Source organism: Kitasatospora sp. NPDC042419, from assembly GCF_056437345.1.
On sequence record NZ_JBWKAW010000057.1, the window covers coordinates 1 to 25,234 of the forward strand.

Sequence of the window (25,234 nt, forward strand, 5' to 3'; positions counted from 1 at the left end):
GAACTACCCCCAGCCGAACTACAACACGCACGCACCGTCAACACCCTCCACAACCTCCTCACCAAACTCCTCAACACCACCCCCACCCCAAACCCAAACCCGACCACATAAGAGGAGCTGACAGAAAGCTCTGCCGAGGCCATGTCCCTTTGCTCGGAGGATCGTTGAATGGGCCACGGGGAAGGGGAACGGTCCTGCGTGGGTGGTCTCGGATGACCTGTGGGGGCGGACCGAGCCGTTGCTGCCGGTCAGGCAGCGACCGCGCGCGCAATCCTGGCCGACTGCCGCCGGACGACCGGGGCTGCCTGCAGGGCATCCTGCTCGTACCGCACACCGGCACCCAGCGGGAGTGGCTGCCGCAGGATCTCGGCTTCGGCTCCGGGATGACCTGCCGGCGTCGGCTGCGCGACCGGCACGAGGCCGGGGTGTGGGACCAGCTGCACCAGGTGCTGCTGACCGAGCTGCACCGCACCGGGAAGCCGGACCGGTCCCGGGCGGTGATCCACGGCTCGCACCACCAAACCCGTCAGAGCGACCCAGAACCGAACCGGGCCCGGTCACCCGCGCCCGGCCCGGCTCGAAACACCACGTCATCACCGACGCAGGCGACACTCCGCTCACCATCACCCTGACCGGCGGCAATCGCCACGACGCCCCCGGCTGATGCCCCTGCTCGACGCGATCCCCCGTATCAAGAGGACGACCGACCGACCGCGCCACCACCCCCGACAGCCGTTCGCCGATCGCGGCCACGACTTCGACAAGTACCGTCAGCCACTCTGGAAACGCGGCATCAAACCAGTCATCCCCCCGCCGCGGAGTTACGCACGACTCCGAACCAGGCGCGGCCAGCTGAACAATCGAGCGCACCAACACCTGGATCCACGGCCCCGCCGGCTACGGATCCACAGGGACACACACGACGACATCCACGAGACGTTCCTCAGAAGCGATTCTCAAAGCGGACGTAGCTTCAGAAGCCGTTGTCTTTCCGAGAGTGATGGTTGCGTTTTCGCAGGTCAGGCATAGGTTCGGTGTTTCGGTGGCAGGGACGAGGTGTCGTGTCGTCGCTTCGGTGGAGGTGCCGGGATGCCGTCGGTGATGGGGTTGCTGGAGGAGCGCGAACGCGCGGCTCGGCGGCGGGTGGAGGCCCTTCAGGCCGAGCTGCGGGAGGCGGAGGCCACGTGGGAGCGGTTCGTGATCGCCCGTGAGACGGTGGCGGAGGTCTTGGCTGAACCTCGCGGTGGTGAGGAAGAGGCGCCGGTGGTGACGGCCGCTGAGCGGTCGGCGCGAGTCCCGGCAGCGGCGCCGGGTTCGATGGTGCTGCACTGGCGGGAGGGACTCACTCCGACGGTGCTGGCGCCGGACTATCAGCGGATCATGGATGCTCTCGCCGGCCGCGACGGGTCGTGCGGGGAAGTGATGGACTGTCGTCAACTCGCGGTGGTGCTCGGGCTGGAGCCGGTCCCGGCGAAGGTGGAAGGGGTGCGCTCGAAGGCGAAGCGGCTGGCCGCGCGGGGCTGGTTGGCCGAGGAACAGCCCGGGATGTTCAGTGCGGTCGCCGGGCGAGGCGTCGGCTCATGACCATGCTCATCGACCAGCGGATCACTGCCTCCGAGGTGTCGGTGCGGCCCTCGTAGTCGCGGGCGAGACGGCGTGAGCGCATCAGCCACGCGAACGTCCGCTCGACCAGCCACCTCTTCGGCAGCACGACGAAGCCCGTGGTGTCGTCGCTGCGTCTGACCACGCTCAGCGCGAGGCCCAGGACGTCACGGGCGAGGTCGACCAGGCGTCCGGTGTAGCCGCCGTCGGCCCACACCAGCGTGATGCGCCAGTGCCGCTCGCACAACCGGGCCAGCAGCGTCCGGCCGGCCTCGCGGTCGGTGACCGAGGCCGCGGTGACCATCACCGTCAGCAGCAGCCCGAGGGTGTCCACCACGATGTGACGCTTGCGGCCGTTGACCTTCTTCCCCCCGTCGAATCCCCGGGTGGCGGCCGGCACCGACGCGGCGCCCTTCACCGACTGCGCGTCGACGATCCCCGGGCTACACGGTGGGGGGCACCTGGCGGCTGCTGAAGCGTGCAGGGGATGCCTCCGGCACCGCGGTGAGAGCAAACACCAGGCAACTGAACCGGCGGATGTGGCAGCATCGCCGCCATGTCTTTGGTGACCTGGGACTACGACGGCGAGTTGTACTGCGCTCTGTCCACTGACACCGGTGCGAGTGATGGCCGGATCAGCTACCACGAGCTCAGCGAAGCCCGCATGGTTCCAGGTGGTGCCGCTTCGACGGCTGCTTCGCCAGCTCCGGGGCCAGCAGCCGTGACGGTGGTTGTCTATGCCCCAGAGGAGGAGAAGCCGCCGATGGTCTTCTTCGACGAGGCCCAACCGCTGCCGTTCGCCGTCCTGCAGCACTTCATGGCGATCGTAGCCTCCGGGCTGGACGACACCGGATCGTAGGCCAGCAACCAGGGTGGTTCAGCAAGCCTCCGGCCGACATTACGAGTTCAACATCAGTAGTTGTGTGTGGAGGTGGCGGATGCCGTCGCTGGTGGGGCTGCTGGAGGAACGCGAACGGGCCGCGCAGGCCCGGGTGGAGGAGCTGCGCGCCGAGCTGGAGCGGGTCCGGGTGGCGGTGCTGGAGGCGGAGGAGGTCGCGCGACGCGCGGCCGTCGCCCGCGAGGAGGTCATCGATGCCCTAGTAGTACTTCGTTAGGTCTGAAGTGGCTCGGTGCGCCCTGGTCGACGTGTGGTGGGTAACTCGCGGTGGCAGGTGGGGCATTCGCCGGTCCAGGCCCGTATCAGGTCCTGGATGGCGTCGAGGACTCGGTAGAAGGTCAGTCCGGCGCCTCGACTTTTGGGTCGAGGCGCCGGAGGGTGAGGAAGGCGTGGGCGGCGGTGACCAGGGTGACGTGGTGGTGCCAGCCTCGCCAGGTGCGGCCCTCGAAGTGGTCCAGGCCCAAGCCGTGCTTCATCTCGCGGTAGTCGTGCTCGATGCGCCAGCGGATCTTGGCCAGGCGCACGAGGCGGCGGACCGCGATGTCGGGCGGCAGGCTGGTGAGCCAGTACTCGGTGGGCGCGTCGGCGTGCAATGGCCATTCGACGAGCGGGGTCTCGGCGGGCAGGACGCCGTCCCAGGCGGCGCCTCCGCCCGCGTCCGCGGCGGCGAGCGTCCGGGGGATCTTCCCCGAGGGCCGCACCTGCAGGACGCGGAACCGCGAGCGCATCGCGCCGCGGCTGCCCTGGCGCCAGGTGACCTGACGAAACGGCCGGCGTCCGCCCTCGGTGGCGAGTTCGTGCAGGGCGACGGAATCCGTGCGGTAGCGGGGCAGGGTCCTGCGACCGGCACCGCCGTAGGCGGGCGCCTCGGGTTCCGCGTCGTGGCGGTGCGCGGTCTCGTCCCCGCGCACCGCCACGATGTAGTCCAGATCCCGGGAGCGCAGGGCATGACGGAAGGCCGCGGACTGGCCGTAGCCCGCGTCGGCGACCACGACCCGCGGGGCGAGCCCCCAGGCGATCAGCTCCTCCAGCGTGTCGATGGCCAAGCGCCACTTCTCGCGGTGCCCGACCTCGGGCGGCAGGCCGGTGCGGCGCCGGCGCCCGTCGTCGCGGTCGTCCCAGTCCGGCGGCACGAACAGCCGCCAGGACAGCGGGCTGGAGGCCTGGTCGGTGACAGCGTGGACGCTCACCCCGACCTGGCAGAGCGAGCGTTTGCCCAGCGCGCCGCAGTACTGCCGCGTGGTGGCCACGGACTGATCCCCAGCTTTCGGGAACGAGGTGTCGTCGATCACCCACGCCTCCGGCGCGAGCGCGGAGGTCATCTTCCGGGCGATCTGTCGCAGCACCGGCGTGTGATCCCATGGCGACTGGCTGACGAACTGTTGCAGGGCCTGCATGTTCCCATCCGGCAGGCGCTCGGCCATCGGCTGGATCGACTTGCGCCGCCCGTCCAGCATCAGCCCACGCAGATAGCAATCCCCCTGCCGACGCTGGTCCTTGCGCGCCAGCGACGCGAACACCTCGGCGACGAACTCGCCGAGGTGTTCGCGGAGCTTCTCCACCTCACCAAGATCCACAGGCCGCAGCATGCACCGCCGCAAGCCCCAAGATCAAATCAACCTAACGAAGTACTACTAGTGGCTCGTCTCAGTTCCTTCGCCGGGTAATTGATCCTCCGTCCCTTGGAGGGCAGGCTTCCTTCAAGTCGTGGTCGTGGAGGTGGTCGTGGGGCGTCGTCCGGGAGTGTTCGTCCGGCCGGTGGGCATGGAGGAGGGCCGCCAGCTGCAGCGGATCAGCCGGACCGCGAAGGATCCGGTGAGGCTTCGGCGGGCGATCGTGGTGATGATGTCCGCGCAGGGCCAGTCGGTGCCGGACATCACCTCGTTGATGCAGCTCAGCGCCGACTATGTGCGCGATGTCATCCACGCGTTCAACGAGTGGGGGTTCGACGCGCTAGACCCAAAATGGAGCGGGGGACGCCCCAGGAGGATCAGCAGTCAGGTGCGTGAGCGCATCTGACCGATCGCCCGGACGTCCCCCGCGGACTGGAAGATCGCAGCGTTCTCGACCTGGAGCCTGACGAAGCTTGCCGAGCACCTGGTCAAGCAGCACGTGGTCCGCGCCGTCAGCCGCGAGACCCCGCGGCGGATACTGCGCGAGGGCAGGGTCTCCTGGCAGACCACGACCTGGAAGTCCTCGAACGATCCGGACTGCATCGCCAAGACGCACCGGATCCTGGCGCTCTATGACTCCCCGCCTGCCGACGGCCGCGTGGTCTGCGTGGACGACTTCGGGCCGTTGAACCTGATGCCCCGCAAGGGAAAGGCATGGCGCCCGCGTTGCTCACCACGCCTGCTGCGGGCCACCTACAACCGCTACGACGGGGTGATGCACATGCTCGCCGCCCTCGACCTGGCCACCGGCAAGATGTACCACCGCATCCGGCCCCGCAAACGGTGGCGAGTTTCTGGCCCTGCTCAAGTCCCTGCGCGCCCGCCGGCCCGGCGAGAAGCTCTACGTCGTCCTGGACAACTTCTCCCCGCACAAGCACCCCAACGTCCGCGAGTGGGCGGTAGAGAACGGCGTCGGACTGGTCTTCCTGCCGACCTACGGATCGTGGCTGAACTGGATCGAGTCCGAGTTCGCGGCCCTGCGCTACTTCGCCCTCAACGGCACCGACCACCGCAGCCACGGCGAACAGAACGCCACCATCGCCGCCTACGTCCGCTGGCGCAACGCCCGCGCCGAACCAAAAACCAACTTCGCCCCCGACTCACCCGTCCGCACCTGGACCCATCACCCGGCACAGGCGGCTTGAAAAGTCCTCCACAGGGCCCATGGGAACTGCCGACCAACCCTCCATGGCCGTGACCAGCTCAGCCAGTTGGGCCTCGAACTCCGTCATGCCGACTTCACCCCGCCCAAACGCCCGCCACAGGCCCACGAGCCGATCCTCCCACTCGCCGAACTCGATCAGCTTGTCCGCCAGCGTGAACCCGTCCAGCAACGGCTTACCGACCTCAAGCACCCAGCGATTTGCGCTCGCGCTCGCGGTGACACCGCGGCCGGCCAGCTCGACCACGGCGAACGATGTCCGGTGATCTGCCGCGACCGCAAGGAACACACCAAGCGACACCGAGTTGTTCACTGCCAAGATCCGCCCGAAAGCATCCGACTCGCTCACTCGCCACCCCTCCCACACGGCCACAACCCGGGCAGCCTACCGAGATACCTGGACAAGGATCCGACACGAGCCACTAGCCAGCCGGATGGAGAACGTGGACGGCTGAATGTACCGCGTCCTGGTGACCACATATGCGGGCTGGCTGCGGCGGCGGCGTTGGCGGGCGGAGATTCCGCACGAGGACGCGCCGGACGGCGCCCTGGTGGCCGACCCCCAGGTCGAGTCCACTGCGCGTGTGGTCCTGGCGGACGTGCTGCGTCGGCTTCCGCGCCGGCAACGGGCCGTCATCGTTCTGCGCTTCTACGCGGATCTGACCGAGCCGCAGACCGCCGAGACGATGGGCTGCACGGTGAGGAGTCAGACCGCCAAGAGGCTTTCTACTCTCCGTCGGCTGGTGCCGGCCGCGATGCTGTCCGAGACCCCGGGTGAGGTGGCATGAACGAGCAGAACCACGAGGAGACAGTTGTCCGGGCACTGCTGCGCGACGCCGCGGCGCCCTCCCATCCGGAGACGCAGCCCTGTTCGCCGGCGTCGCAGCCGGTGCACGGGCCGCCGGCGGCGGCTCACACTGCTTGGCACGGCCGGCGCGGTGCTGGTCGTCGCAACGGGCGCGGTGTCGGCTGTCACGATGTCGACAGGTCGGCCTGGAGACACGGTGCAGGTGGAGGCGACCGGCCCCGATCGTCCGCGCCCGGCACCACTTGGGCCGTTGAACGCTTCGCAGCGCCCAGGAGCCGCCGACGCGGTGGTTCCGGCCTCACCGGACTCGGCCTGGGTCTGCCTCTACCAGCGGCCGTCGTCCCCGGCCCCGGGGAGAGCGGACGCCCTGGTGCTCCCCCGCTCCGGCCGCCTGTCGAGCGCGCAGGTGAGTGCCCTGGTCGCCCTTGCTCGACGCCGCGCCGAAGGACGCGATGCGGTGTGTCAGCAACGCGCACACGGTCACGGACGTGCGGTTCGCCTACCCGAGCGGGCCCGACGTCGAAGTCCGCATCGGAGTGGACAACTGCCGAAACGCCTCCAACGGCAGCCGGGACGCCACCGCGGTCAGCGTCCCCGTGCCCCCGGACGCGGCGCAGCGTGGGCCGGCGCCGAGCCCGTCGCCGTGATGACGGCAGGCGTGTCCCCCCCGGGGTTCAGCCCCTGGACGCGCCCAGGAAGCGCAGCACGGCGAGCACCCGGCGGTGGTCCGCATCGGCCACCGGCAGGTCGAGTTTGGCGAAGATGTTGTTGATGTGCTTGGCCACCGCGCTCTCACTGACCGTCAGCGCCCCGGCGATGCCGGCGTTGGACCGGCCCTCCGCCATCAGGGCCAGCACCTCCCGCTCGCGCGGGGTCAGGACGGCCAGGGGGTCGCCGCGGCGGAGCAGAAGTTGGGCGACGACCTGGGGGTCCAGCGCCGTTCCCCCCTCGGCCACCCGCCGTACCGCTGCTGCGAAGTCCTGGACATCGGCCACGCGTTGCTTGAGCAGGTAGCCCACTCCGCTCGTGTTGGTCGCCAACAGGTCAGCGGCGTACCGCTCCTCCACGTACTGCGAGAGCAGCACCACCGCCGTGCGCGGCCGGCCGCGGCGGATCACCGCGGCCGCCCGCACGCCCTCGTCGGTGAAGGTGGGCGGCATCCGGACGTCCACCAGAGCCAGTTCGGGCTGGTGCTCCTCGACCGCGGCCAACAGCGCTTCCGCATCGCCGACTTCCGCGACGACCTGGAAGCCTCCCATCTCCAGCACCTTGACCAGGCCGACCCGCAACAGCACCGAGTCCTCGGCGATCACCGCGCGCACGGCAGCTCCACCGTCACGGTCGTCGGTCCCCCGACGGGGCTGCTGAGCCGGAAGATGCCGTCTACGGAGCCCACCCGCTTGGCCAGCCCGCTCAACCCCGTACCACCGGAGGGGTCGGCGCCGCCCAGCCCGTCGTCGGTGACGTTCACCCGCAGGACAGTCCCGACCCGTCGGACCGTCACCTCGACCCGCGAGGCGCCGGCGTGCTTGGTCACGTTCGCCAGCGCCTCGGAGATCACGAAGTACGCAACCGACTCCACGGCGGGCGCCGCCCGTTCCGGCAGCTCGACCCGCAGGCGCACCGGCAGGGGAACTCGGGCGGCCAGTCCGGACAACGCCGCGTCCAGGCCCCGGTCTTCGAGCACCGCCGGGTGCAACCCGCGTACCAGATCGCCGAGTTCGGCGATCGCCGCCTTCGCCTCCAGGTGCGCTTCTGCCAGCACCTCACGGGCCTCGCCCGGCAGGTCGGGGCGGGTGGCCATGGCCAGTCCCAGGTTGACCGCCAGCGAGACCAGCCGCTGCTGGGTGCCGTCGTGCAGGTCGCGCTCGATCCGGCGGCGCTCGGCATCGACCGCCTCGATCAGGTCGGTGCGGCTGCCCGCCAGGTACGCGACCCGCTCCTGGAGCCGATCGGCCCGGCTGGGCCCGAGCAGCGCCGCGGCGGAGCGCGACTCCGCCCGGGCCACCACCCCGGAGAGCCAGGGCAGGAGGGACAGCAGAAAGAGGCCGAGCACGGTGTAGCACGGCATCAGCGTCGCCCAGCCGAACCAGTCGCGCCGCACCCCGACCGGCAGCGCCCACACCCAGCCGTACCCGGTGGCGCCCGCCAGACCCACCATCGCCGCCACCAGCACCAATAGCTCCGACAAGGCCACCAGCGGGCCCAGCATCAGGTGGTACCCGACCTGGCGCCAGGCGCGCGGCGAGGAGAGCCACCGCAGGGCCATGGTCGGCGACCACCGCTGCGGCACGGGCGCCGAGCGACGGATGTCCACCCCGAGCAGCGCCCGGTACCGGTACCGCTGAACCACCGTCAGCACCGGGACGCCGCTCAGGACCAGGGCGACAGACACCGGGAGCACGAGCGCCCAGTTCCCCGTCCTGGCAGTGGTCGCCGCGCCCCACGCCCACACGGGCACCAGCGCCAGGTGCACCGGGACGCCCGTGGCCAGGAAGCCGGTGTCACGCCGCGCCCTCCGTGCCAGGCGCCTCAACCAGAGTGGAATCGTCATGGCTCGACGTTAGAGCACCTCAAGACGGGCCTGCCATGGATCTTGTATCCGCATCCATGGTGAACCCAGTACCACCACGCCGGGGCCGGGGTCTCAGAGGTCACTTTCGTCCGATGTTTCATCCCGGGATGGAGTGTTTGGTGGGCTTCTTCGGGTCGCGCCAGGAGATGGTGTTCCCGCCGGTCAGGCGGCGGGTCATGAGGTCGGTCATGGCGATGTGGATCGCGGCTTCGGAGCGTGTGGGAAGGGTTTCGTAGTCGCGGGTCAGGCGGCGGTGGAGCATGAGCCAGTCGTAGGTCCGCTCGACCGCCCACCGTTCCGGGATAGGGGTGAAGCCCCTGGTTCCAGGGCGGGCGGTGACTTCCATGTCGATGCCCAGGGTGGCGGCATGCTCGACGAGGTGCTGGCGGTAGCCGCCGTCGACCCACACCTTGCGGATGCCGGGGTGCTCGGCGGCCACCTGGTCCAGCAGCCGGGTTCCGGCGGCGGAGTCCTGCACGCTCGCCGCGGTGACCAGCGCGGCGAGGAGGAGTCCGAGGGTGTCGGTGACGATGCTTCGCTTCCTGCCGACGATCTTCTTCCCCCGCCTCGTCTTTGTCGGCGTGCCGGCCACCGGTCCTGGCCGACCTGCCCGTGGAACTCCTCGGCCGGATCCGGTCGGACCGGGTACTGCGGCCACCGAAGCCGCCCAGGAAGCCGGAGACCAACGGCCGCCCGTCCAAGCACGGTCCCGAGTTCACGCTGAACAAGCCGATCACCTGGCCCGACCCTCGGCACGCCACGACCACCGAGACCACTCACTGCGGCACCGCCAAGGCCAGCAGCCGGGACCGCCTGCACCCCGCCTCGCCCACCTGACCTGCTGGATCGACCACGACGGCGACCTCCCCGTGATCGAGGGGACGCTGATGCGGCTGCAGGTCGACCACCTGCCCGGTGACCGCGCGCCCGAGCCCGTTCCGGCTGTGGTCCTCCCGTACCGGCGCCACCGCCCGGGACATCGACCATCGCTGGCAGGCCTTCCTCCGCCGCTTCGATCTCGAATACGCGTTCCGGCTGTTCAAGTAAGCCCTCGACTGGACCCGCCCGACGATCCGCGCACCCGAAGCGGGTGACCGCTGGACATGGCTGGTGATCCGCCCACACCCAGCACCGCCTCGCCAGACCGCTCGCTGCGGACCTCAGCCGACCACGGGAGAAGCCCGCCGCACCCGGCGGCGGCCGGGTCGCCCCGCCCGCCGCCGGGTCATAACCACAGGTCAGCGCCGCAGACCGCGGTCCAGCGCGGCGATCAGCGAGCCCTGGGCGTCGTCCCCGTCCAGGGACCAGACCATCACGCCGCCGAGACCGTTCCGCCGGGTGTATCGGGCCTTCTGGGCGGCGGTGACCGGGTTGTCGTACGTCCAGAACTCGGTGCCGTCGTACTTCCAGGCCGCGCCGTGCTCGCGGTCGGTGTGCACGGCGCCCGGCAGGTCCTTGATGGCCTTGTAGGGCAGCTGGCCGCCGCGCGGGGACATGCCGGTGGCGGGCTGGTAGAGGCCGTTCTTCGCCCCGGCGGGCACTCCCGTCCAGCCGTAGCCCCAGGACGGCACCCCGAGCACCGCCTTGCGGGCCGGCAGGCCGCCGGCCAGGTAGTGCCGCACCACCCGGTCCGCGCTGTAGCTGTCGCCGATGCCGGAGGGGTCGGCCGGGTCGGTGTAGAGGTTCGCCTGGTGGTTGGTCGGGCCCTGCGGCTCCCAGGAGCCGTGCATGGTGTAGGTCATCAGGTTGAGGTAGTCCACCTGGCGGGCGACCTTCTTCAGCTCCAGCCGGTCCGCGACGTCGGTGTTGGCGGCGACGGCCGCCGTCAGCAGGTGACGCCCGCGCCCGCCGTTGCCCAGCGCGTCCAGCTGCCGCCGGAACTCGGCCAGCAGCAGGGTGAAGTTGCGGCCGTCCTCGGGGCGCACCGCGTTGTCCGGCAGGCCGTCGCCGCCCGGGTGCTCCCAGTCGAGGTCGATGCCGTCGAAGACGCCCGCGCCGCTGCCCGGGCCGCCCTCCGGCGAGCCCAGCTGCGGCAGGTTGCCCTTGATGTAGAGGTCGACGCAGGAGGCCACGAACTTCTTGCGGGCGGCGTCGGTGGCGGCCACGTCCGAGAAGTACTTGGACCAGCCCCAGCCGCCGATCGAGATGAGGGCCTTCAGGTGGGGGTTCTTCGCCTTCAGCTTCCGCAGCTGGTTGAAGCTGCCCTTCAGTGGCTGCTCCTCGGTGTCGGCGACGCCGTCCACCGAGTCGGCCGCGTCGATCGGGCGCTGGTAGTCGGCCCAGGCGTCGGCCTGGTCGGCCAGGTTGTCCTCGAAGCAGGTGCCCTCGGGGGAGATGTTGCCGAAGGCGTAGTTGATCACGGTCAGCTTCGCCGCCTGGCCCGAGTCCTGGACCTTCTTGGCGGAGAAGCCGCTGTAGGCGCTCCACGCGGTGAAGTAGGCCACCCGGTGGCCGGGCAGCCGGCGGCTGTCGTCGTCATCGGCGTGAGCGGTCACGGGGACCGCGACGAGCGAGGCGAGCAGCGCCGTCGCCAGGAACGCGGAGGTGCGTCTGAACATACTGGTGGCCTTGTCTGAGTGGGGTCAGATGGTCTGTACCAATCGTGAGAGAAGATCTAGTCCATGCCGGGGGCGCGCACAAGAGGGCCGGATCACACGAAGTAGCCCGACCCTCTTGGGAACTGGTGGATCGTCAGCCGATCAGGCCGCGCCGCACATACTGCAGAATTCCGCCGTTGCGGTAGTAGTCCGCCTCACCGGGGGTGTCGATGCGGACCACCGCGTCGAACTCGACCGAGCCCGCGAAGACCTTGACGGTCTTCAGGGCGCGGCCCTCGGTCGGCTCGGTGACACCGGTGAAGGAGAAGGTCTCCTCGCCGGTCAGGCCCAGCGACTCGGCGGTCGGGCCGGCCGGGAACTGCAGCGGCAGCACGCCCATGCCGATCAGGTTCGAGCGGTGAATGCGCTCGTACGACTCCGCGATGACGGAACTCACGCCGAGCAGCGCGGTGCTCGTGGCGACCCAGTCGCGGAACGAGCCCGAGCCGTACTCCCTGCCGGCTACGGGCTGTTTGAGGTTCGGATCTCTTCAGGGCGCGGCCTGACCACCCGCTACGACAAGTCCCCGACGAGCCACGAAGCAGGACTCCACCTCCGAGGATCGATCATGTGGCTCAAGCACCTCACCACAACCGCATGATCCGAACCTCGAACAGCTCCTGGCCCGCCTGCCCTCCGGCAGCTTCCAGGCGAACAGCGCGAACAACGCGTGGCCGACCCTGTGGGCGATCGCATTCAACCTGCTGCGCGCCGCCGGCAGCCTCGTCGGCGTCTTCCACACCAAGGCGACCACCACGGCCCTGCGAGCCCACCTGGTCAACGTTCCTGCCCGCACCGCCCGTTCGGCCCGCAGGCTGACGCTCCATCTGCCCGACCGCCGGCCCCGGCAGCACGCGTTCACCGACCTGTTCGACGCCGCCCACGCACCACCGGGCTGACCACCGACCGACCACCCGGCCCGCCAAGGCCCGACCGGAGCAGACGTGGAAGAGCTGGGCAGACCAGTGGACACCCCACGACTCCAGCCGCTCACCCCGACAAGACCGCCGACACGCTCGGCCCGGAATCAGCTCGGTGGATCCGGGCTCAGTCACAGGCATACCAGGTTCTTTGATGTTCCCGGAGGCGGCGACGACCGAGCCGACGAAGGCGAGCACGCGAAGGCCGTGAGAGATCGAGGACGGTCCATGGGACCGGATCACACCACTGCTGCGCAGGTCAACGGTGACCGCAGATGTCCGGGACGCCCGCATCACTCTGTCTCGGGGCGGGGGATGCGGTCGAGGCCTGGGTTGCCGGCCCCGCCGCACTCTGCTCGGTCCGGGGCGCTGGGCGGATCAGTCCTCGGACAGGAGCCAGCCGATGTGCAGTTCTTCCGCGGCTGGGCGGAACGTCTGCATGAGCCCGGCGCGCTCGGGGTCGTTTTCGGGGAGGTTCTCGGCGAGGAGGGCCTGCGCGGCGACCGTCTGGGGCCGGGCGCCGAGCGCGGCGCGCAGGTGCAGTGAGCGGCGCAGCATCGCGATCCGCTCGGCGGGCTCCTTGTGCGGTGCGAGGTGCCGGATGATGTAGGACTCGAAGTAGCCGTCGCCGGACTTCGTCGCGATCTCGAGAGCTGCCTCGTAGCGCGGGAGGGCGCCGGCCGGGTCCTCGTCGATGTTGTCCAGCAGGACGGCCCAGTGGTACTCGGCCCAAGCGCGCAGCTTCTCGTCGCCGCTCTCAACCGCCGCGCGGTAACCGGCCTCGGCCACGGCGCGGTCGTCGGCGCGGGGGGCGCGCTGGAACAGCAGGCGGCTGTAGGCCAGTCGCGCCGTGAGCAGGTGCGCGGTCGGCGATGCGGGATCGAGCGCCGCGACCGCCTTCTCGGCCTCTTCGTGACCCTTGATCTGGAAGAACCAGCGGTCGACGGCGATCTCCGCGCGCAGCTCGGGCTCGGCCTCCGGGCCCAGGACGGCGAGCGCGGCGTCCCACTCTCCGAGCAGATGCAGGCGGCGGGCCACGTAGGTGTCATTTGATAGCATGGCACCTACAGTAAGAAGTGGCGATGTAGGCGGTCAAGTGCAATACGGTGACTACATTGGGAACGTGGCGCGGTTGGCCGTCGAGCTGGCCAATACCGGGACCCTCGACCAGCACGGCGAACTGGTCGCCGCGTTCTTCGCGGAGCACGAGGTCACTCCGCCGCCGGGCGGCGACTACGGCGAGCTGCCGGACCTCGTGCGCACGGCCCTGGCGCAGTCGGTCGACGACGTCGCCCCCGAAGCCGTGCACCGCCTGCTGCGCGACTATCCGCCGGAAATGCACCTGTCCGACCACGACGGCCTCGGCGGCTGGCACGTCCACTTCAGCCGCAACGGCACCCCGGCCAAGCGCTGGGTCGGCCAGCTGATCGCCGCCAAACTCGCCCTGGTCGCCGCCGGGGATCCGGCGGTGACGCTGGGACGGTGCGCCGCGGCCGGGTGCGGAAACTACTTCGTGGACCAGTCTCGGAACCGGACGCGCCGATTCTGCTCCAATGCGTGCGCGAGTCGGACGACGGTCGCGGCTCATCGGGCCCGGGCGGCGAAGAACTCATAGGGCCAACACCGGTGATTTAGCTTGCCCTTGTGGATCTGGGCGCGCCGGACGGGCGCCCAGGCGGCGAACGCGGCGTCCACCTCCTCGATGGAGGAGAATGCCCCGCACTGCACAAGTCGGCCTGAGCCTGCGCGCGCACCAACGCGCCCATCGCCGCACCACCAGCGCCATGGTCGGCGCATCGGCCAACTTCCCTTCTCCGTACATCCGTTGCGGTGCAGATCCGTGTATCCTCCACGCGCCGCCACGCAGTGGAGCAGCGACGACGACCTGAGGAAGCTCGGACCCGTGGGGTTTGGCCGGTCAGGATCCGCCTGACGAACCAAGCCGACACGCCGCCCCGTCCCCCCGATGGGGGAATTTCCGCCCGGCGGCCGGGCGCGGCGCCCACCGGACACTAGGGTGTCTCCGATGAGTGACCAAGTGCCTTTGAAGAAAGGGGCGTTGAACTTCGAGCGGATCGCTGTGATCGGGCGCCAGGTCCAGGCCGTCCTTCCCGCGTTCGACGCCCGGGTGTTCACCGCCGACGTGAACGCGGACCTTCCGCGTCTCGCACTCAAGGCACGGCTCGCCCGCACCGTCCAAGGACTGCACGACCACCTTCCGGTCACCGGCCCCGAGGCCCTCACCGCGCTGGTCCGCTCCCTGCCGACCACTCCCGAGGCTGCGGGCCTGACCAACGACTTCGGCCTGCACACCTACTCACCGCACTCCGCCTACGTCGCCGCGCACCATGGCTCCCCCACCCATCTGGACCAGGCCCTCGGGGTGCTGCGCGTCTTCGCCCGGTACCTCTCCGCCGAGGATGCCGTCCGCTACTTCCTGCGCGAGCACCCAGACGAGACTCGGCTTCATCGCGCACCAGGCCCTGAAGTCCCAACTCACACAGGGATGGGCGCCCGCCTCCGCTCTCCTCGGCTATACCGCCGACGTCCCCGTCCAGCTCAGCGCCCTCCGCCTCGAACGCACCGAGTTCCACGTCGGCGACACCTCGCCTTCGCCACCGAGCCCACCACCCCCACCGACACTCCCGTCCACGTCATGTACGTCCTCACCAGGACCGCTTCCACCGGCAGAAGCCAGGGGAAGCTCCACCAGCTCGCGAAGACCACCGCGAGGCCCGGCAGGCCCCTGCCCCGAACAGACCCGGAGCCCCGAATATGCCCCTCTTGCCTGGCGCCGCGAGCGACTGCCGAACCTTCCGGCCCGGCCTGCCCAAGGCCGCCGCAGCGGTCCGCGACACACCCCAGCCGACGCGGCTGACCCCGAACGCCGGCACCGGGCAGGAACCCGCAGTCCTCCACGGGGCAGTCGCGCGGATCGAGTCACAGCTCCCTGCTCACCCCGCCCTCCGGGCAACCGCAGGGCCCCTGCCGGCGCAACACCCCCGGACGGAGAAGTCGGCATGATCGACGGCTGGACCACGGTCTCGTCGACCGTCGAGTACACGGGACTCCGGGTGACGGTGCGCCGGGACGCGGTCCGGCGCACCGACCGGAGCACGGGGACGTACGAGTACACCGAGTCCGTCGACGGGGTACGCGTCGTGGCCCTCGACGACCGGGGCCGGATCGCCCTGGTGGAGGAGAGCGTCTACGTATGCGGTCAGCGGCTGCTGATGTGTCCCGGTGGCGGATGCGAGCCCGGCGAGGACCCGCCGGCGGCCGCGCGCCGGGAACTGGCGGAGGAGGCCGGCATCCGCGCCGCTGAGTTCGAGCTGCTGACACCTCACCGACACCGAGCAGGAGCACCTGGCCGTCCACTGCGTGCTGGACGCGGTCTCCGGGATCCAGTACGGCGCGGCCAACCGCGACCCCGAGCTCGTCGAACGCGGCAGGCGCACCCTCGCCCGCCTGCGCGCCACCCACCGACCCTGACCACCACCGACCGGACGAGACGAGGAGCATCGTGGGAAGCGTTCCGCACGGGCAGTGGGAGCAGCACTACGCCGCCGGCCAGGGGTTCCGGCCGCTCGGTGACACGGAGCGGGCACTGCTCGCCGAGCACGCCCCCGCGCCCGAGGGAGGCGGGCGGGCGCTGGAGGTGGGGTGCGGCACCGGCGAGCTGGCCGCCCACCTCGCCACGACCGGCTACACCGTCGACGCGCTCGACCTCGCCGCCTCCGCGCTGGTGCGGGCCCGCACCGAGCACGGTGATACAACGGCGGTGCGATGGCTGCGCCTGGACGTCGAGCACGACGACCCCGCCGAACTGGACGACGACGGCTACGACCTGGTCACGCTGCGGCTGGCCGTTGCGTTCGTCCACGACCGCACCCGGGTCCTGCACGCGCTCGGGGAGCGGCTGCGTCCCGGTGGTGCGGTGGTGGTGATCACGCCGACGGCCGAGGGCACCCCTGCCGAGCGGCGGGGCATCGCCCTGGACGAGGACGAACTCGCCCTGCTGGCGGCCGGTTGGGAGACGGCGCAGCGCCTCGACGCGGATGGTCTGGCCGTTCTCGTCCTGCGCGGTCCCTGCCATGCCGGTACCGCCGCGGTCGAGCGCCGGTGCCCGCTTTCGGGCCCTGCCGCGACGGCGGCTCTCGCGGTCGTCACCGACCGGGCGGGACGGGTCCTGCTCGGATACTCCCACCGGGGCATGTGGGAGCTGCCGGGCGGGAAGCCGATCGGTGCGGAGGCGTTCGAGGAGACGGCGGTGCGCGAACTCGCCGAGGAGACCGGCCTGAACGCCACCCCCGCAGACGCCTCCGTGGTGACGATGCTCACCGACGCCGTCCAGGATGTCCCGCGCCTGACGGCCGTCGTGCGCATCGCCCGGTGGACCGGCGTCCTCACCGATCCGGAACCGGACCTGTTCCTCCGCTGGGAGTGGCACGACCCGCACGCCCTCGGCTACCTCGGTGCTGTCTTCGCGCCGGCCGCGCACGCCCTGAACGCCGTCTGGCCCGGCGTCATCCCCGGTCTCCCCGAGGTCCGCTCCTACCCGCACGCCGCCGACCGGCCGCCCGTACCCGGCGAGAGCACCGAGGCCGCCCGCCGCCGACGCCGGATGGCCGACGCCGTCATCGCCGGCGGCTGGGCCCCCTCCCCCCATGTCCGCGCCGCGCTGCACGACGTCCCGCGCCACCGCTACGCCCCGGAGAAGGCCCTGGCCACCGCCTACGACGACGACCTGGCCGTCGTCACCCGCCGGGACGACACCGGGCGGGCCACCAGCTCGGTGTCCGCGGCCTGGCTCCAGGCCGACATGGTCGAGAAGCTGCGGCTGCGCCCGGGCGCAGCCGTCCTGGAGGTGGGCTCGGGCGGGTACAACGCCGAGCTGATCGCGCACGCCGTCGGGGTGACCGGGCACGTGGTCACCGTGGACATCGACCCGTATGTCGTGCACCGCACCCGTCGGCTCACCGCGGAGGCGGGCAGCGGCCGGGTCCTGGCCGTCCAGGGTGACGGGGCGCTGGGTGCGCCCGGCCGGCACGTGCCGCGCGGCGGCTTCGACGCCATCGTGGTCACCCACGACGTCTGGGACATCGCCCCGGCTTGGCGCGAGCAACTCGCCGAGGGCGGCTACTTGGTGGTCCCGCTGGAGGTCCAGGGCTACACCCGCGCCGTCGCCCTCCAGCGGCGCGGCGACGTGCTGCTCGCACGGGACTGGACCTACTGCGGGTTCGTCCGCGACCTCGGGTCGATGGGCCGCGCCACCCCGGCCGTCGACCTCGCCGACGGCGAGTTGCAGCTGCGCTTCGAGGACGGCCCCTTCGGCGACGCCCAAGGGCTCGACGAGGCGCTGCGCGGGGCGCGGCACGAGGCGTCGACCGGAGTGCGGGTCGCGCGCGGTGAGTCGTTCGAGACGCTGCAGCTCTACCTCGCGACCCGCCTGCCCGGGTTCTGCCGTCTCGCACTCGACCGCGAGCGCGACACCGGGATCGCCGCCGTTCCGCGCGGGGCCGACGCGGCCGCCCTGCTCGGCGCCGCCTCACTGGCCTACCTCACCCACACCCCCGCCGCCGAGGACGGGGCAGAGTTCGTCGCCCACGCCTTCGGCCCCCTGGGCCCCGACCTCGCCGAGCGGCTCGCCGACACCGTCCGCGCATGGGACCGCCACGCACGGGGCCGTGGCTACCCCCGGCTGACGATCCACCCCGCCACCACGTCCGACGACGACCTCCCCGTCGGCGACGTCCTGACCAAGAGGTCGAGCCGCCTGGTCTTCCAGTGGCCCGGATCCGATGTCACCCACCACCCCTCCGAGACAGACGCGCCGATCACAAGGACAGCGTCATGACCAGGGTCCAGTACTCCCGGCAGGCAGCGCCCCGCTCCCCAGCCCTCGGAGGCGTTCCCGGCCGACGTAACCATCACCGCGCGGCCCCCAGAGCGTCTTCCCCGCCCCGGCCGACCCCAGCGGAGCCGGAAGTCGACCTCTTCGACGGCCGGCCGCTGCCCCGGCGTCCGGCCCACGTCCCGTGCCCCGACGTCGTCGTCTCGAACCGGACGTCCGGTGGTGGCGCCGGGTGAGGACGGCCGCACGGACGCCCCGGACCACAGCGTGGGCGAGCCGGCCCTTCCGGTATCTCCTGGGCAGCGAGGCCACGAGCCTGTCCGGATCAGCGGTGAGTTCCGTCGCGCTCCCCACTCTCGCCGTGCTGGAACTCCACGCGAGCACCGCCCAGGTCGCCGTCCTGGCCTTCCTCGGCCAGCTCCCGAGCACGCTCGCGCTGTGGGCCGGCGCCGTGTCGGACCGCCGTGCAAAGCGGCCCCAGCTCATCGCCTCGGACCTCGCCGCGGCCACCGCCCTGGTAACCGTCCCGGCCGCCGAGCTCACGGGCGTGCTCACCATCGGCCACCTGTTCGCGGTCACGATCGTCCTCGGCATGACCAGGACGGTGCACGACGCGGCGGCGATCAGCCTGTTGCCGGCCCTCGTCGAACCACGCCGGCTGCAGAACGCCAACTCCAGGCTCGGCGCCGCGTCGTCGGTTGCCGACAGCGCCGGCAGCAACGCCGGCGCCGCGCTGGTGGCTGCCGTCGGCCCCGCCCGGTCGGTCATCGCCGACGCCGTGTCCTTCCTCCTCTCCGCGCTGTTCCTCTTGCGAATCCGCGCCCCCGAACGGGCCGCCGGGCTGCCCACGGAGCGACGCGGCCTTGCGCGGGACATCGCCGAAGGGGTGCGCTACGTCCTCGCGCAGCCCACGATCCGCACGGTGATCGCGGCCCTGGCCACACTGAGCTTCGGCCTGGCGGTCATGAACACGTACCGGGCGTACTACCTGCTGACCGCTCTCGGTACCTCCCCGACCGCATTCGGCGTGATCATGGGAGTCGGCGGTGCCGGGAGCCTGGCCGGCGCGCTCCTCGCCCCGAGGATCGCCGACCGGATCGGCATCGGCCCGACCATCATCACCGGATTCGCGGTCAGCCCCATCGCCCAGGTGCCCCTGCTCCTCGCCGGGCCCGGACCCGGCTGGCAGATCGCCATGGCCACGGCGCTCGCCGTGCAGTTGTTCTGGGCCACGGCGTCCGGCACCAGCCAGCGGTCGCTGCGGCAGGCGCTGTGCGACCCGCGCTTCCAGGGCCGGATGCAGGCCGCGAGCACCACGGTGACGGCCGGCGCCCGCCCGCTCGCCGCCGCGGCCGCCGGCACCCTGGCCCTCCTCCTCGACGTACGGACGACCCTCACCATCGGCGCGGTACTCCAGGTCGTGCCGGTCGTCCTGCTGCTGGCCTCACCCGTCCGCGCCCTACGGGACATGCCCCTCCCGCCCGTATCCGCAGCGGTCCCGCCTGCCCGTGAGGGCCGCGCCCCGGTCCGGCCCCCATACCCGTGACTGCGGTGCGATAGACGGCGGCGCCGAAGCCTGGCCGGCCGTGCCATCTCGGAGTTGGCCCCGTTCCGCGGGCGCCCGACAGCACCGCCACTAGTGTCCTGCGCCAGGAATTCGCTTCATATCTGTAGCCTGCGTGCATGGCGCGTATGGGTCGGCCGATGGCCGAGTTGACCTTGACCGACGACGAGCGGGAGACGCTGGTCCGCTGGTCGCGGCGGGCGAAGTCGTCGCAGGCGCTGGCTCTGCGGTGTCGGATCGTGCTCGGCTGCGCGGAGGGGAAGACGAACCAGGAGGTCGCCGCCGAGCTCGGCATCTGGCCGCAGACGGTCGGCAAGTGGCGACGGCGTTTCCTGGAGCGCCGGCTTGAGGGGCTCGCGGACGAGCAACGCCCCGGCGCTCCACGGAAGATCAGCGACGAGCGGATCGAGGAGATCGTCGTCGCCACTCTGGAGCGGACCCCCAAGGACGCCACCCACTGGTCGCGGGCGTCGATGGCCGCCGAGACGGGACTGTCGAAGTCCACGGTAGGCCGCGTCTGGCAGGCCTTCGGCCTCAAGCCGCACCTGGTCGACACCTTCAAGCTGTCGAAGGACCCGCAGTTCATCGACAAGGTCCGCGACGTGGTCGGGCTCTATCTGGACCCGCCGGAGCGCGCTCTGGTCCTGTGCGTCGACGAGAAGTCCCAGATCCAGGCGCTCGACCGCTCCGCCCCGGTACTGCCGATGATGCCGGGCATGCCCGAGCGCCGCACCCACGACTACCTGCGCAACGGCGTCACCACCCTGTTCGCCGCCCTCGACGTGGCCGGCGGCGAGGTCATCGGCTCCCTCCACCGCCGCCACCGCGCGGCCGAGTTCAAGAAGTTCCTCGCCAAGCTCGACAAGGAAGTGCCCGCCGACCTGGACGTGCACCTGATCTGTGACAACTACGCCACCCACAAGACCGCGGCGATCCAAAAGTGGCTGGCCGGCCACCCCCGGTTCCACCTGCACTTCACCCCGACCAGCTCATCCTGGCTCAACCAGGTCGAACGGTGGTTCGCACTGCTGACGGACAAGCAACTACGACGCGGCGTCCACAAGTCCGTCCAGGCCCTGGAGAAGGACATCAGGGCCTGGATCAAGACCTGGAACGAGAATCCCCACCCGTTCACCTGGACCAAGACCGCCGACGAAATCCTCGAACGACTCGCCTCATATCTTGAACGAATTCCAGGCGCAGGACACTAGGCCGCTCCACGCCCGTTCGCGGGCGTGGAGCGGCTGTGGATCGTGGAGGTCCGGTAGTCGTTCGGCCTGAAGCACCAGGCCTATGCCGGAGAACTGCCCAGCACCTCTGCGGGGGCGTCGTAGACCAGGCTATACCGCCAGAACAGGCGGCGCCTGAGCCGGGCGTTGGGCAACTCCGCCGAGGCCGCGGCCCGAATGTCGCTGAGAGTTTCCAGCGGAGCCGCGGTGGGTGCGGTCATGTGTGAGGGCAGCGTCTGGGCGCGGGTCGGATGTTTGACCACTCCCATCACCGGATTCGCCAGCATGGCCGGCAGTGAGGCGAGCATGTCGACAGGCCCGGCCTCCCGATAGCAGCCGACAATGACGAGGCGCCCACCTGGACGGAGGCACTCCCGCAGCTCCCTCAGAGTGGGGGCCAGCGGTAGGTGATGCAGGACCGCCACCAGTGTGATGGCGTCGAAGCGGCTTTCCGGGTTTCGTTCCGCAAAGCCCGATTCCACAATGGTGACCGCTGAGTCGTCGGCGAAGCGTTCTGCTGCGACACGGGCCGTCCGGGGGTCGGGTTCGAGCCCCGTGACGCTGGGGACCTGGCGGCGCAGAAGCGCGGCGAGATTGCCCGTACCGCATCCAACATCAAGGACATCGCGGGCCCCGGCCTCGGCAACCTGACTGGCGACCCACGGGCCGTAGTGGTCGTTATGGCTCCAGGGGTGCCGCTGGCTGAAACGGTGAAGACGAGACGATAATGCCATGGGTCCACAGTAACCATGTTGGCACTCCGGTTTACCGGCTCGGCAAACTCGGCGCAACTCAACGGCCTGGTCGGTGTCGGACGACCCGGGGGCCGAATCTTTCGCAGCCCTCGAATGTTCTGCCCAGCGCATTTGGCGAGGCGGCAGACGACGAGGCTGTGCGAAGCGGACTAGACAGTGCGCGGGGTGCCCTCGGCCGGACTCCGGTGGCCGCGCCAGGACCGGATCAGAAGCCGCTGACGATGGCGTCCCCGTCGCGCCTCCGCGGCCAGCCGCGCACGCTCCGCCCCGCGGACGAACTCCTGCGTGGTGAACTCGGCCATCCGAAAATGAAGCCAGTCCACGACAGACGACCCCTCCTCGTAACGGATCAGCAGTCGACCGGCCCCGCCCAGCAGATCCATTCCGCTGGACCGGGGCCCGAAGCATTTCCTTCGTCGAGGACGCTAGCCGTCACCGCCTCATCCCGCGTGACGGCATGGCGCCAGCAGCACCAGGAACCCGCACCGCGGGAAAGCAGCCGTACGCTTCCCGCCCAGCGGAATCCCGCAGCCGCGCCGACCCGCGCACCCGTCAGTGGCGGGGCGACGACCGACGACAAGATCCGCGCGGCTGTGGAGCGACTCGCCAGAACGGGCCTGGGCAGCGTGCGGGCCGCCGCCTGTTCCAGGCGCTGCCGAGGAAATTCCATCATGGACCTGCCGGTTGGAACACCGCGTCCTGGTCGACGTTTTGGGGCTGGTCAGGCTCGTCCCGGGGCCAAGGCCGCAGGTCAGGTGCTCCGAGACCACCCAGCGAATCAACAGCGGCGGCGCGGCGGCGGCCTTCCAGGAAAAACTCCGGCTGGAGGGCCTGAGCCCGCTCATCCCCACTACCCCTGGCCACGGCCGAGGGCTGCGCATCGGTCTGACCGACCAGCTCACGATGGGGCGACACAGGGCCACCACCCTTGCCGGCCCTTCCCGTCCCGTCCCGGCTCGGCGGGACCCGGTAGCCGGACATCGAGGCCGCCTCAGCTGCTCCGTGGCCAAGGCTTCGCACGCTGGCCCGCCGGGCTCCGGCTCGCGAACCCCGGTGTCGGCGGGAATCGAATTCGGGCTGTTCGGCCCGGGCTCGCCCGGAACCGCCGGGGTTGAACAGGCCATTCGAACAAGGGCAGGATTCAGCGCCATGGACAATCCCTGGAATACCATCAAGTTCCTTGCAGAACAATTGAGTTCACTCTCCGACGTACCTCGGGAGCAGGTGATGCTGGGGCAGGCCCTGAAGCTGGCGGAGGAGAGCGGCGAGGTCGCCGAAGCCGTCATCGGCCTACTCGGGATGAACCCCCGCAAAGGTCGCTCCCACACGCTGCAGCAGGTCCACGCCGAGGCCTGCGACGCCGCGGTGACCGCCCTGATCCTCATCGCCCGCACCGGCGGCGACCCCGAAGCGGCCTTCACGCGGCACCTGCAGCACCTCGCCGGGCGACCGCTCACCAGGGAGGCCACCGCTTGAACACCCCCGCCCCCACCCCCACCGCCGCCCCCGCTCCGACCGGGACCGACGACCTCGACGACGAGGCGATGCTCGAATGGCAGCCCCCGGGCAGCGACGCCGAGATCATCAACGGCACAAAGACCACCTTGCGCGCCACCGCCCGTGCCCTCCCCCGCCTCCTCGCGCTCGCCCTGCGCCTGGGCCGGCAGGCCGACCGGCCGGCGCTGATCACCCTCCTGGTGTGCGCGGCCGCCTCGGCGACCGCCTCCGCGTTCGGCCTGCTCGCCACCACCGGCATGATCACCCACCTCATCGCCGACGGTGGTCCGATCACCGACCGCCTCAGCCGCTCGCTTCCCGCCGTCGCGTTCCTCGCCGCGATGTCCGCGACGGCTGCCCTGCTGCGCATCGTCAGCGAGTGGGTCGCCGACCGGATCGGCCCCAAGATCTCCCGGACCGCCGAACTGGAGCTGATCGACGCCGCGACCCGAGCCGAACTCACCGCGTACGACAACCCGGCGTTCCAGACCGCCTGGGACGCGGCCGACCGGGGCGCGGGCGCCACCCGGGACCTGCTCTCGCAGACCCGGGACGTCATCGGCTACACCGCGAACCTCACCGCCGCCGGGATCGTGATCGCCACGATCCACCCCGTCCTGCTCCCCCTCCTCGTCCTCGCCGTCACCCCCCAGGCACTCGCGCGCACGGCCGCCGCCAACGCCTTCTACCGGGCGATGATGTCCACCTTCGGTGCCACCCGCGCCGCGAACATCCTGCGCTGGCACCTGTGCGACCGCCGCTCGGCCGCCGAGATCCGCTCCAACACCATCGCCCCGTTCCTGCTCGGCCTCCACCGGCGTGCCGCGGCGAAGGTCAACGACGCCACCGACACCGCCGCCGGGCGCGGCGCGATGTTCAACCTCTACGGCGCCGCGGCCTCCGGTGCGGGGTCCTGCCTGGTGTGGGGCGGCCTGGCCTGGCTGCTGGCCACCGGGCACGTCACCCTGGCGTCGGCCGGCACCGCCGTCATCGCGCTGCGATCTGCCGCCGCCGACCTGCACGCGGCCGCGAACTACAGTGCGGCCGTCCACCGCACCGGCCTGTACGTCGGTGACTGGCAGTCGTTCATCGCCACGGCCCGGGCGCAACGCCTGGACCGCGGCGCGCTCGCGCCGCCCGTCGGCGCGAGGGTGGTCGAGGCCAGAGGCGTCACCTTCACCTACCCCGGCTCCGAGCGACCGGCGCTGCGAGGCGTGGACTTCACCGTGCGGCGGGGCGAGATCGTCGCGGTCGTCGGGGTCAACGGCGCGGCGAAGTCGACACTGATGAAGCTGCTGTGCGGGCTGACCCTGCCCGACGGCGGGACGGTGACGTGGGACGGGGTCAGCACCCGCGACATGGATCCGGACCGGCTCTGGAGCCAGACGGCTTTCGTGCAGCAGGACTTCTCGCACTGGCCGCTCACCATCCGGCAGAACATCACGCTCGGACAGCGGCGGGAGGCGGGAGACGGTGCCGTGCTGGAGGCCGCGGCCGCGACCGGCGCCGACGAGGTCATCGCCGAGGCCGACGCCGGGCTGGACACCCTGCTGGCGAAGGACTTCTGGGGCGGGACCGAGGTCAGCGAGGGGCAGTGGCAGCGGGTGGTCACCGCAGCCGCGTTCTACCGAGCCCGCCACGGAACGCTGCTCGTCCTCGACGAGCCGACCAGCGCGATGGACCCCCGTGCCGAGCACCGCATCTTCACCGGCCTCGCCGATGTCGCCAAGGGCTGCGCCACCGTGCTGGTCACCCACAACCTGGAGAACACCAGGGTGGCGCACCGGATCGTGGTGCTCGACCACGGCGAGGTGATCCAGGAGGGCACGTTCGAGGAACTGGCCTCCACCGAGGGCATGTTCGCGGACCTGAGAGCGCTTCAGCACGACCGGGTGGCCGGAGTTCCCGCTCAACGCGGGGACACCCCCGGGTAGTCCGCGTCCGGACGCACCCGCCCCGCCCGGGCCGGAGGCCGCAGCCCCCCGCGCTCCGGTCGCAGGGGACAGCCGGCACCGCGACCAGCCACCGGTCGGCTGCCGAGGACAGCATGCCCCCGTCCCCCGCTGGTGGTCACGGTTGGCGACGGTCCGGCCAGGTATC

General features: G+C 70.9%; 22 protein-coding genes and 6 pseudogenes. 17 read left to right on the forward strand and 11 right to left on the reverse strand.

Going from position 1 to position 25,234, the window contains the following annotated elements:
• Positions 1-130: 130 nt before the first annotated feature.
• A pseudogene (locus tag AC067J_RS42485) lies at positions 131-1,029 on the forward strand (IS5 family transposase).
• Positions 1,030-1,089: 60 nt separating this feature from the next.
• Entirely contained in the window at positions 1,090-1,584 is a 495-nt protein-coding gene (locus AC067J_RS42490) for a hypothetical protein (protein ID WP_478308208.1), read from the forward strand.
• On the opposite strand, the gene AC067J_RS42495 is transcribed toward AC067J_RS42490, so the two are convergent.
• Entirely contained in the window at positions 1,550-2,248 is a 699-nt protein-coding gene (locus AC067J_RS42495) for a transposase (protein WP_478308228.1), read from the reverse strand. The two genes, AC067J_RS42490 and AC067J_RS42495, sit on opposite strands and share 35 nt — an antisense overlap.
• On the opposite strand from AC067J_RS42495, the gene AC067J_RS42500 reads away from it, so the two are divergent.
• On the forward strand, positions 2,159-2,461 hold the full coding sequence (locus tag AC067J_RS42500; RefSeq protein WP_478308230.1) for a hypothetical protein: 303 nt from the start codon (positions 2,159-2,161) through the stop codon (positions 2,459-2,461). The genes AC067J_RS42495 and AC067J_RS42500 overlap by 90 nt on opposite strands.
• Positions 2,462-2,540: 79 nt before the next feature.
• A complete protein-coding gene (locus tag AC067J_RS42505; protein ID WP_478308209.1) occupies positions 2,541-2,717 on the forward strand; it encodes a hypothetical protein in 177 nt (58 codons plus the stop codon).
• Positions 2,718-2,838: 121 nt separating this feature from the next.
• On the opposite strand, the gene AC067J_RS42510 is transcribed toward AC067J_RS42505, so the two are convergent.
• Positions 2,839-4,077, reverse strand: coding sequence for an IS701 family transposase (locus AC067J_RS42510; protein WP_478308210.1), 1,239 nt, complete (start codon positions 4,075-4,077; stop codon positions 2,839-2,841).
• Between the two features lie 136 nt (positions 4,078-4,213).
• Here AC067J_RS42510 and AC067J_RS42515 point away from each other — a divergent pair, with 136 nt between their 5' ends.
• Positions 4,214-4,519 carry a helix-turn-helix domain-containing protein gene (locus tag AC067J_RS42515; protein WP_478308211.1) on the forward strand — a complete coding sequence of 102 codons (306 nt, stop codon included), beginning with the start codon at positions 4,214-4,216 and terminating at the stop codon, positions 4,517-4,519.
• A gap of 418 nt (positions 4,520-4,937) precedes the next feature.
• A pseudogene (locus AC067J_RS42520) lies at positions 4,938-5,318 on the forward strand (transposase); the annotation flags it as partial.
• On the opposite strand, the gene AC067J_RS42525 reads toward AC067J_RS42520, so the two are convergent.
• Positions 5,274-5,684, reverse strand: a complete 411-nt coding sequence (locus AC067J_RS42525; protein ID WP_478308212.1) for a hypothetical protein — start codon at positions 5,682-5,684, stop codon at positions 5,274-5,276. The pseudogene AC067J_RS42520 and the gene AC067J_RS42525 sit on opposite strands and share 45 nt — an antisense overlap.
• Before the next feature lie 121 nt (positions 5,685-5,805).
• Here AC067J_RS42525 and AC067J_RS42530 point away from each other — a divergent pair, with 121 nt between their 5' ends.
• Positions 5,806-6,123, forward strand: a complete 318-nt coding sequence (locus AC067J_RS42530; RefSeq protein WP_478308213.1) for a sigma factor-like helix-turn-helix DNA-binding protein — start codon at positions 5,806-5,808, stop codon at positions 6,121-6,123.
• Between the two features lie 694 nt (positions 6,124-6,817).
• On the opposite strand, the gene AC067J_RS42535 is transcribed toward AC067J_RS42530, so the two are convergent.
• From AC067J_RS42535 to AC067J_RS42545, 3 genes and pseudogenes are all read right to left on the reverse strand, one after another.
• The gene (locus AC067J_RS42535; protein WP_478308214.1) at positions 6,818-7,465 is read right to left on the reverse strand and encodes a LuxR C-terminal-related transcriptional regulator; all 648 of its coding nucleotides are present in this window, start codon (positions 7,463-7,465) and stop codon (positions 6,818-6,820) included.
• The gene (locus AC067J_RS42540; protein ID WP_478308215.1) at positions 7,453-8,697 is read right to left on the reverse strand and encodes a sensor histidine kinase; all 1,245 of its coding nucleotides are present in this window, start codon (positions 8,695-8,697) and stop codon (positions 7,453-7,455) included. The genes AC067J_RS42535 and AC067J_RS42540 overlap by 13 nt, the downstream gene beginning before the upstream one ends.
• Before the next feature lie 118 nt (positions 8,698-8,815).
• Positions 8,816-9,280: pseudogene (locus tag AC067J_RS42545) on the reverse strand (transposase); the annotation flags it as partial.
• Between the two features lie 50 nt (positions 9,281-9,330).
• Between AC067J_RS42545 and AC067J_RS42550 the strand changes: the two are divergent.
• Together AC067J_RS42550 and AC067J_RS42555 are read left to right on the forward strand one after the other, a co-directional pair.
• Positions 9,331-9,555, forward strand: a complete 225-nt coding sequence (locus AC067J_RS42550) for a transposase (RefSeq protein ID WP_478308216.1) — start codon at positions 9,331-9,333, stop codon at positions 9,553-9,555.
• A 78-nt stretch (positions 9,556-9,633) separates the two neighbouring features.
• Entirely contained in the window at positions 9,634-9,765 is a 132-nt protein-coding gene (locus AC067J_RS42555; RefSeq protein WP_478308217.1) for a hypothetical protein, read from the forward strand.
• A gap of 191 nt (positions 9,766-9,956) precedes the next feature.
• On the opposite strand, the gene AC067J_RS42560 is transcribed toward AC067J_RS42555, so the two are convergent.
• From AC067J_RS42560 to AC067J_RS42570, 3 genes and pseudogenes are all read right to left on the reverse strand, one after another.
• Entirely contained in the window at positions 9,957-11,276 is a 1,320-nt protein-coding gene (locus tag AC067J_RS42560) for a glycoside hydrolase family 18 protein (protein ID WP_478308218.1), read from the reverse strand.
• A 133-nt stretch (positions 11,277-11,409) separates the two neighbouring features.
• Positions 11,410-11,781, reverse strand: a pseudogene (gene acnA, locus AC067J_RS42565) (aconitate hydratase); the annotation flags it as partial.
• Positions 11,782-12,613: 832 nt separating this feature from the next.
• On the reverse strand, positions 12,614-13,294 hold the full coding sequence (locus AC067J_RS42570) for a hypothetical protein (RefSeq protein WP_478308219.1): 681 nt from the start codon (positions 13,292-13,294) through the stop codon (positions 12,614-12,616).
• Between the two features lie 64 nt (positions 13,295-13,358).
• Here AC067J_RS42570 and AC067J_RS42575 point away from each other — a divergent pair, with 64 nt between their 5' ends.
• The gene (locus AC067J_RS42575; protein WP_478308220.1) at positions 13,359-13,850 is read left to right on the forward strand and encodes a CGNR zinc finger domain-containing protein; all 492 of its coding nucleotides are present in this window, start codon (positions 13,359-13,361) and stop codon (positions 13,848-13,850) included.
• Positions 13,851-14,552: 702 nt separating this feature from the next.
• On the opposite strand, the gene AC067J_RS42580 is transcribed toward AC067J_RS42575, so the two are convergent.
• Positions 14,553-14,705: a hypothetical protein gene (locus AC067J_RS42580; protein WP_478308221.1), complete on the reverse strand. Its 153-nt coding sequence runs from the start codon at positions 14,703-14,705 to the stop codon at positions 14,553-14,555.
• Between the two features lie 550 nt (positions 14,706-15,255).
• On the opposite strand from AC067J_RS42580, the pseudogene AC067J_RS42585 reads away from it, so the two are divergent.
• The 5 genes and pseudogenes from AC067J_RS42585 to AC067J_RS42605 form a co-directional block, all read left to right on the forward strand.
• A pseudogene (locus AC067J_RS42585) lies at positions 15,256-15,549 on the forward strand (NUDIX hydrolase); the annotation flags it as partial.
• Positions 15,550-15,610: 61 nt separating this feature from the next.
• Positions 15,611-15,727, forward strand: a pseudogene (locus AC067J_RS42590) (aminoglycoside phosphotransferase family protein); the annotation flags it as partial.
• Positions 15,728-15,758: 31 nt separating this feature from the next.
• Entirely contained in the window at positions 15,759-18,092 is a 2,334-nt protein-coding gene (fxlM, locus tag AC067J_RS42595; protein ID WP_478308223.1) for a methyltransferase, FxLD system, read from the forward strand.
• A 229-nt stretch (positions 18,093-18,321) separates the two neighbouring features.
• Complete coding sequence (locus AC067J_RS42600) at positions 18,322-19,635, forward strand: MFS transporter (protein WP_478308224.1); 1,314 nt, start codon at positions 18,322-18,324, stop codon at positions 19,633-19,635.
• Positions 19,636-19,781: 146 nt separating this feature from the next.
• On the forward strand, positions 19,782-20,864 hold the full coding sequence (locus AC067J_RS42605) for an IS630 family transposase (protein ID WP_478308229.1): 1,083 nt from the start codon (positions 19,782-19,784) through the stop codon (positions 20,862-20,864).
• An 80-nt stretch (positions 20,865-20,944) separates the two neighbouring features.
• Here the strand turns inward: AC067J_RS42605 and AC067J_RS42610 are convergent, their stop codons facing one another.
• The gene (locus AC067J_RS42610; RefSeq protein ID WP_478308225.1) at positions 20,945-21,616 is read right to left on the reverse strand and encodes a class I SAM-dependent methyltransferase; all 672 of its coding nucleotides are present in this window, start codon (positions 21,614-21,616) and stop codon (positions 20,945-20,947) included.
• Positions 21,617-22,786: 1,170 nt separating this feature from the next.
• Between AC067J_RS42610 and AC067J_RS42615 the strand changes: the two genes are divergently transcribed.
• Positions 22,787-23,113 carry a MazG-like family protein gene (locus AC067J_RS42615; RefSeq protein WP_478308226.1) on the forward strand — a complete coding sequence of 109 codons (327 nt, stop codon included), beginning with the start codon at positions 22,787-22,789 and terminating at the stop codon, positions 23,111-23,113.
• On the forward strand, positions 23,110-25,068 hold the full coding sequence (locus AC067J_RS42620; RefSeq protein WP_478308227.1) for an ATP-binding cassette domain-containing protein: 1,959 nt from the start codon (positions 23,110-23,112) through the stop codon (positions 25,066-25,068). The genes AC067J_RS42615 and AC067J_RS42620 overlap by 4 nt, the downstream gene beginning before the upstream one ends.
• Positions 25,069-25,234: the final 166 nt, after the last annotated feature.

Coding starts and splice junctions, on each gene's coding strand:
- AC067J_RS42615 (WP_478308226.1), top strand. CDS start 22,787: ATGGACAATCCCTGGAATACCATCAAGTTCCTTGCAGAACAATTGAGT.
- AC067J_RS42570 (WP_478308219.1), bottom strand. CDS start 13,294: ATGCTATCAAATGACACCTACGTGGCCCGCCGCCTGCATCTGCTCGGA.
- AC067J_RS42605 (WP_478308229.1), top strand. CDS start 19,782: ATGGGTCGGCCGATGGCCGAGTTGACCTTGACCGACGACGAGCGGGAG.
- AC067J_RS42540 (WP_478308215.1), bottom strand. CDS start 8,697: ATGACGATTCCACTCTGGTTGAGGCGCCTGGCACGGAGGGCGCGGCGT.
- AC067J_RS42580 (WP_478308221.1), bottom strand. CDS start 14,705: ATGAAGCCGAGTCTCGTCTGGGTGCTCGCGCAGGAAGTAGCGGACGGC.
- AC067J_RS42500 (WP_478308230.1), top strand. CDS start 2,159: ATGTCTTTGGTGACCTGGGACTACGACGGCGAGTTGTACTGCGCTCTG.
- AC067J_RS42505 (WP_478308209.1), top strand. CDS start 2,541: ATGCCGTCGCTGGTGGGGCTGCTGGAGGAACGCGAACGGGCCGCGCAG.
- AC067J_RS42490 (WP_478308208.1), top strand. CDS start 1,090: ATGCCGTCGGTGATGGGGTTGCTGGAGGAGCGCGAACGCGCGGCTCGG.
- AC067J_RS42560 (WP_478308218.1), bottom strand. CDS start 11,276: ATGTTCAGACGCACCTCCGCGTTCCTGGCGACGGCGCTGCTCGCCTCG.
- AC067J_RS42610 (WP_478308225.1), bottom strand. CDS start 21,616: ATGGCATTATCGTCTCGTCTTCACCGTTTCAGCCAGCGGCACCCCTGG.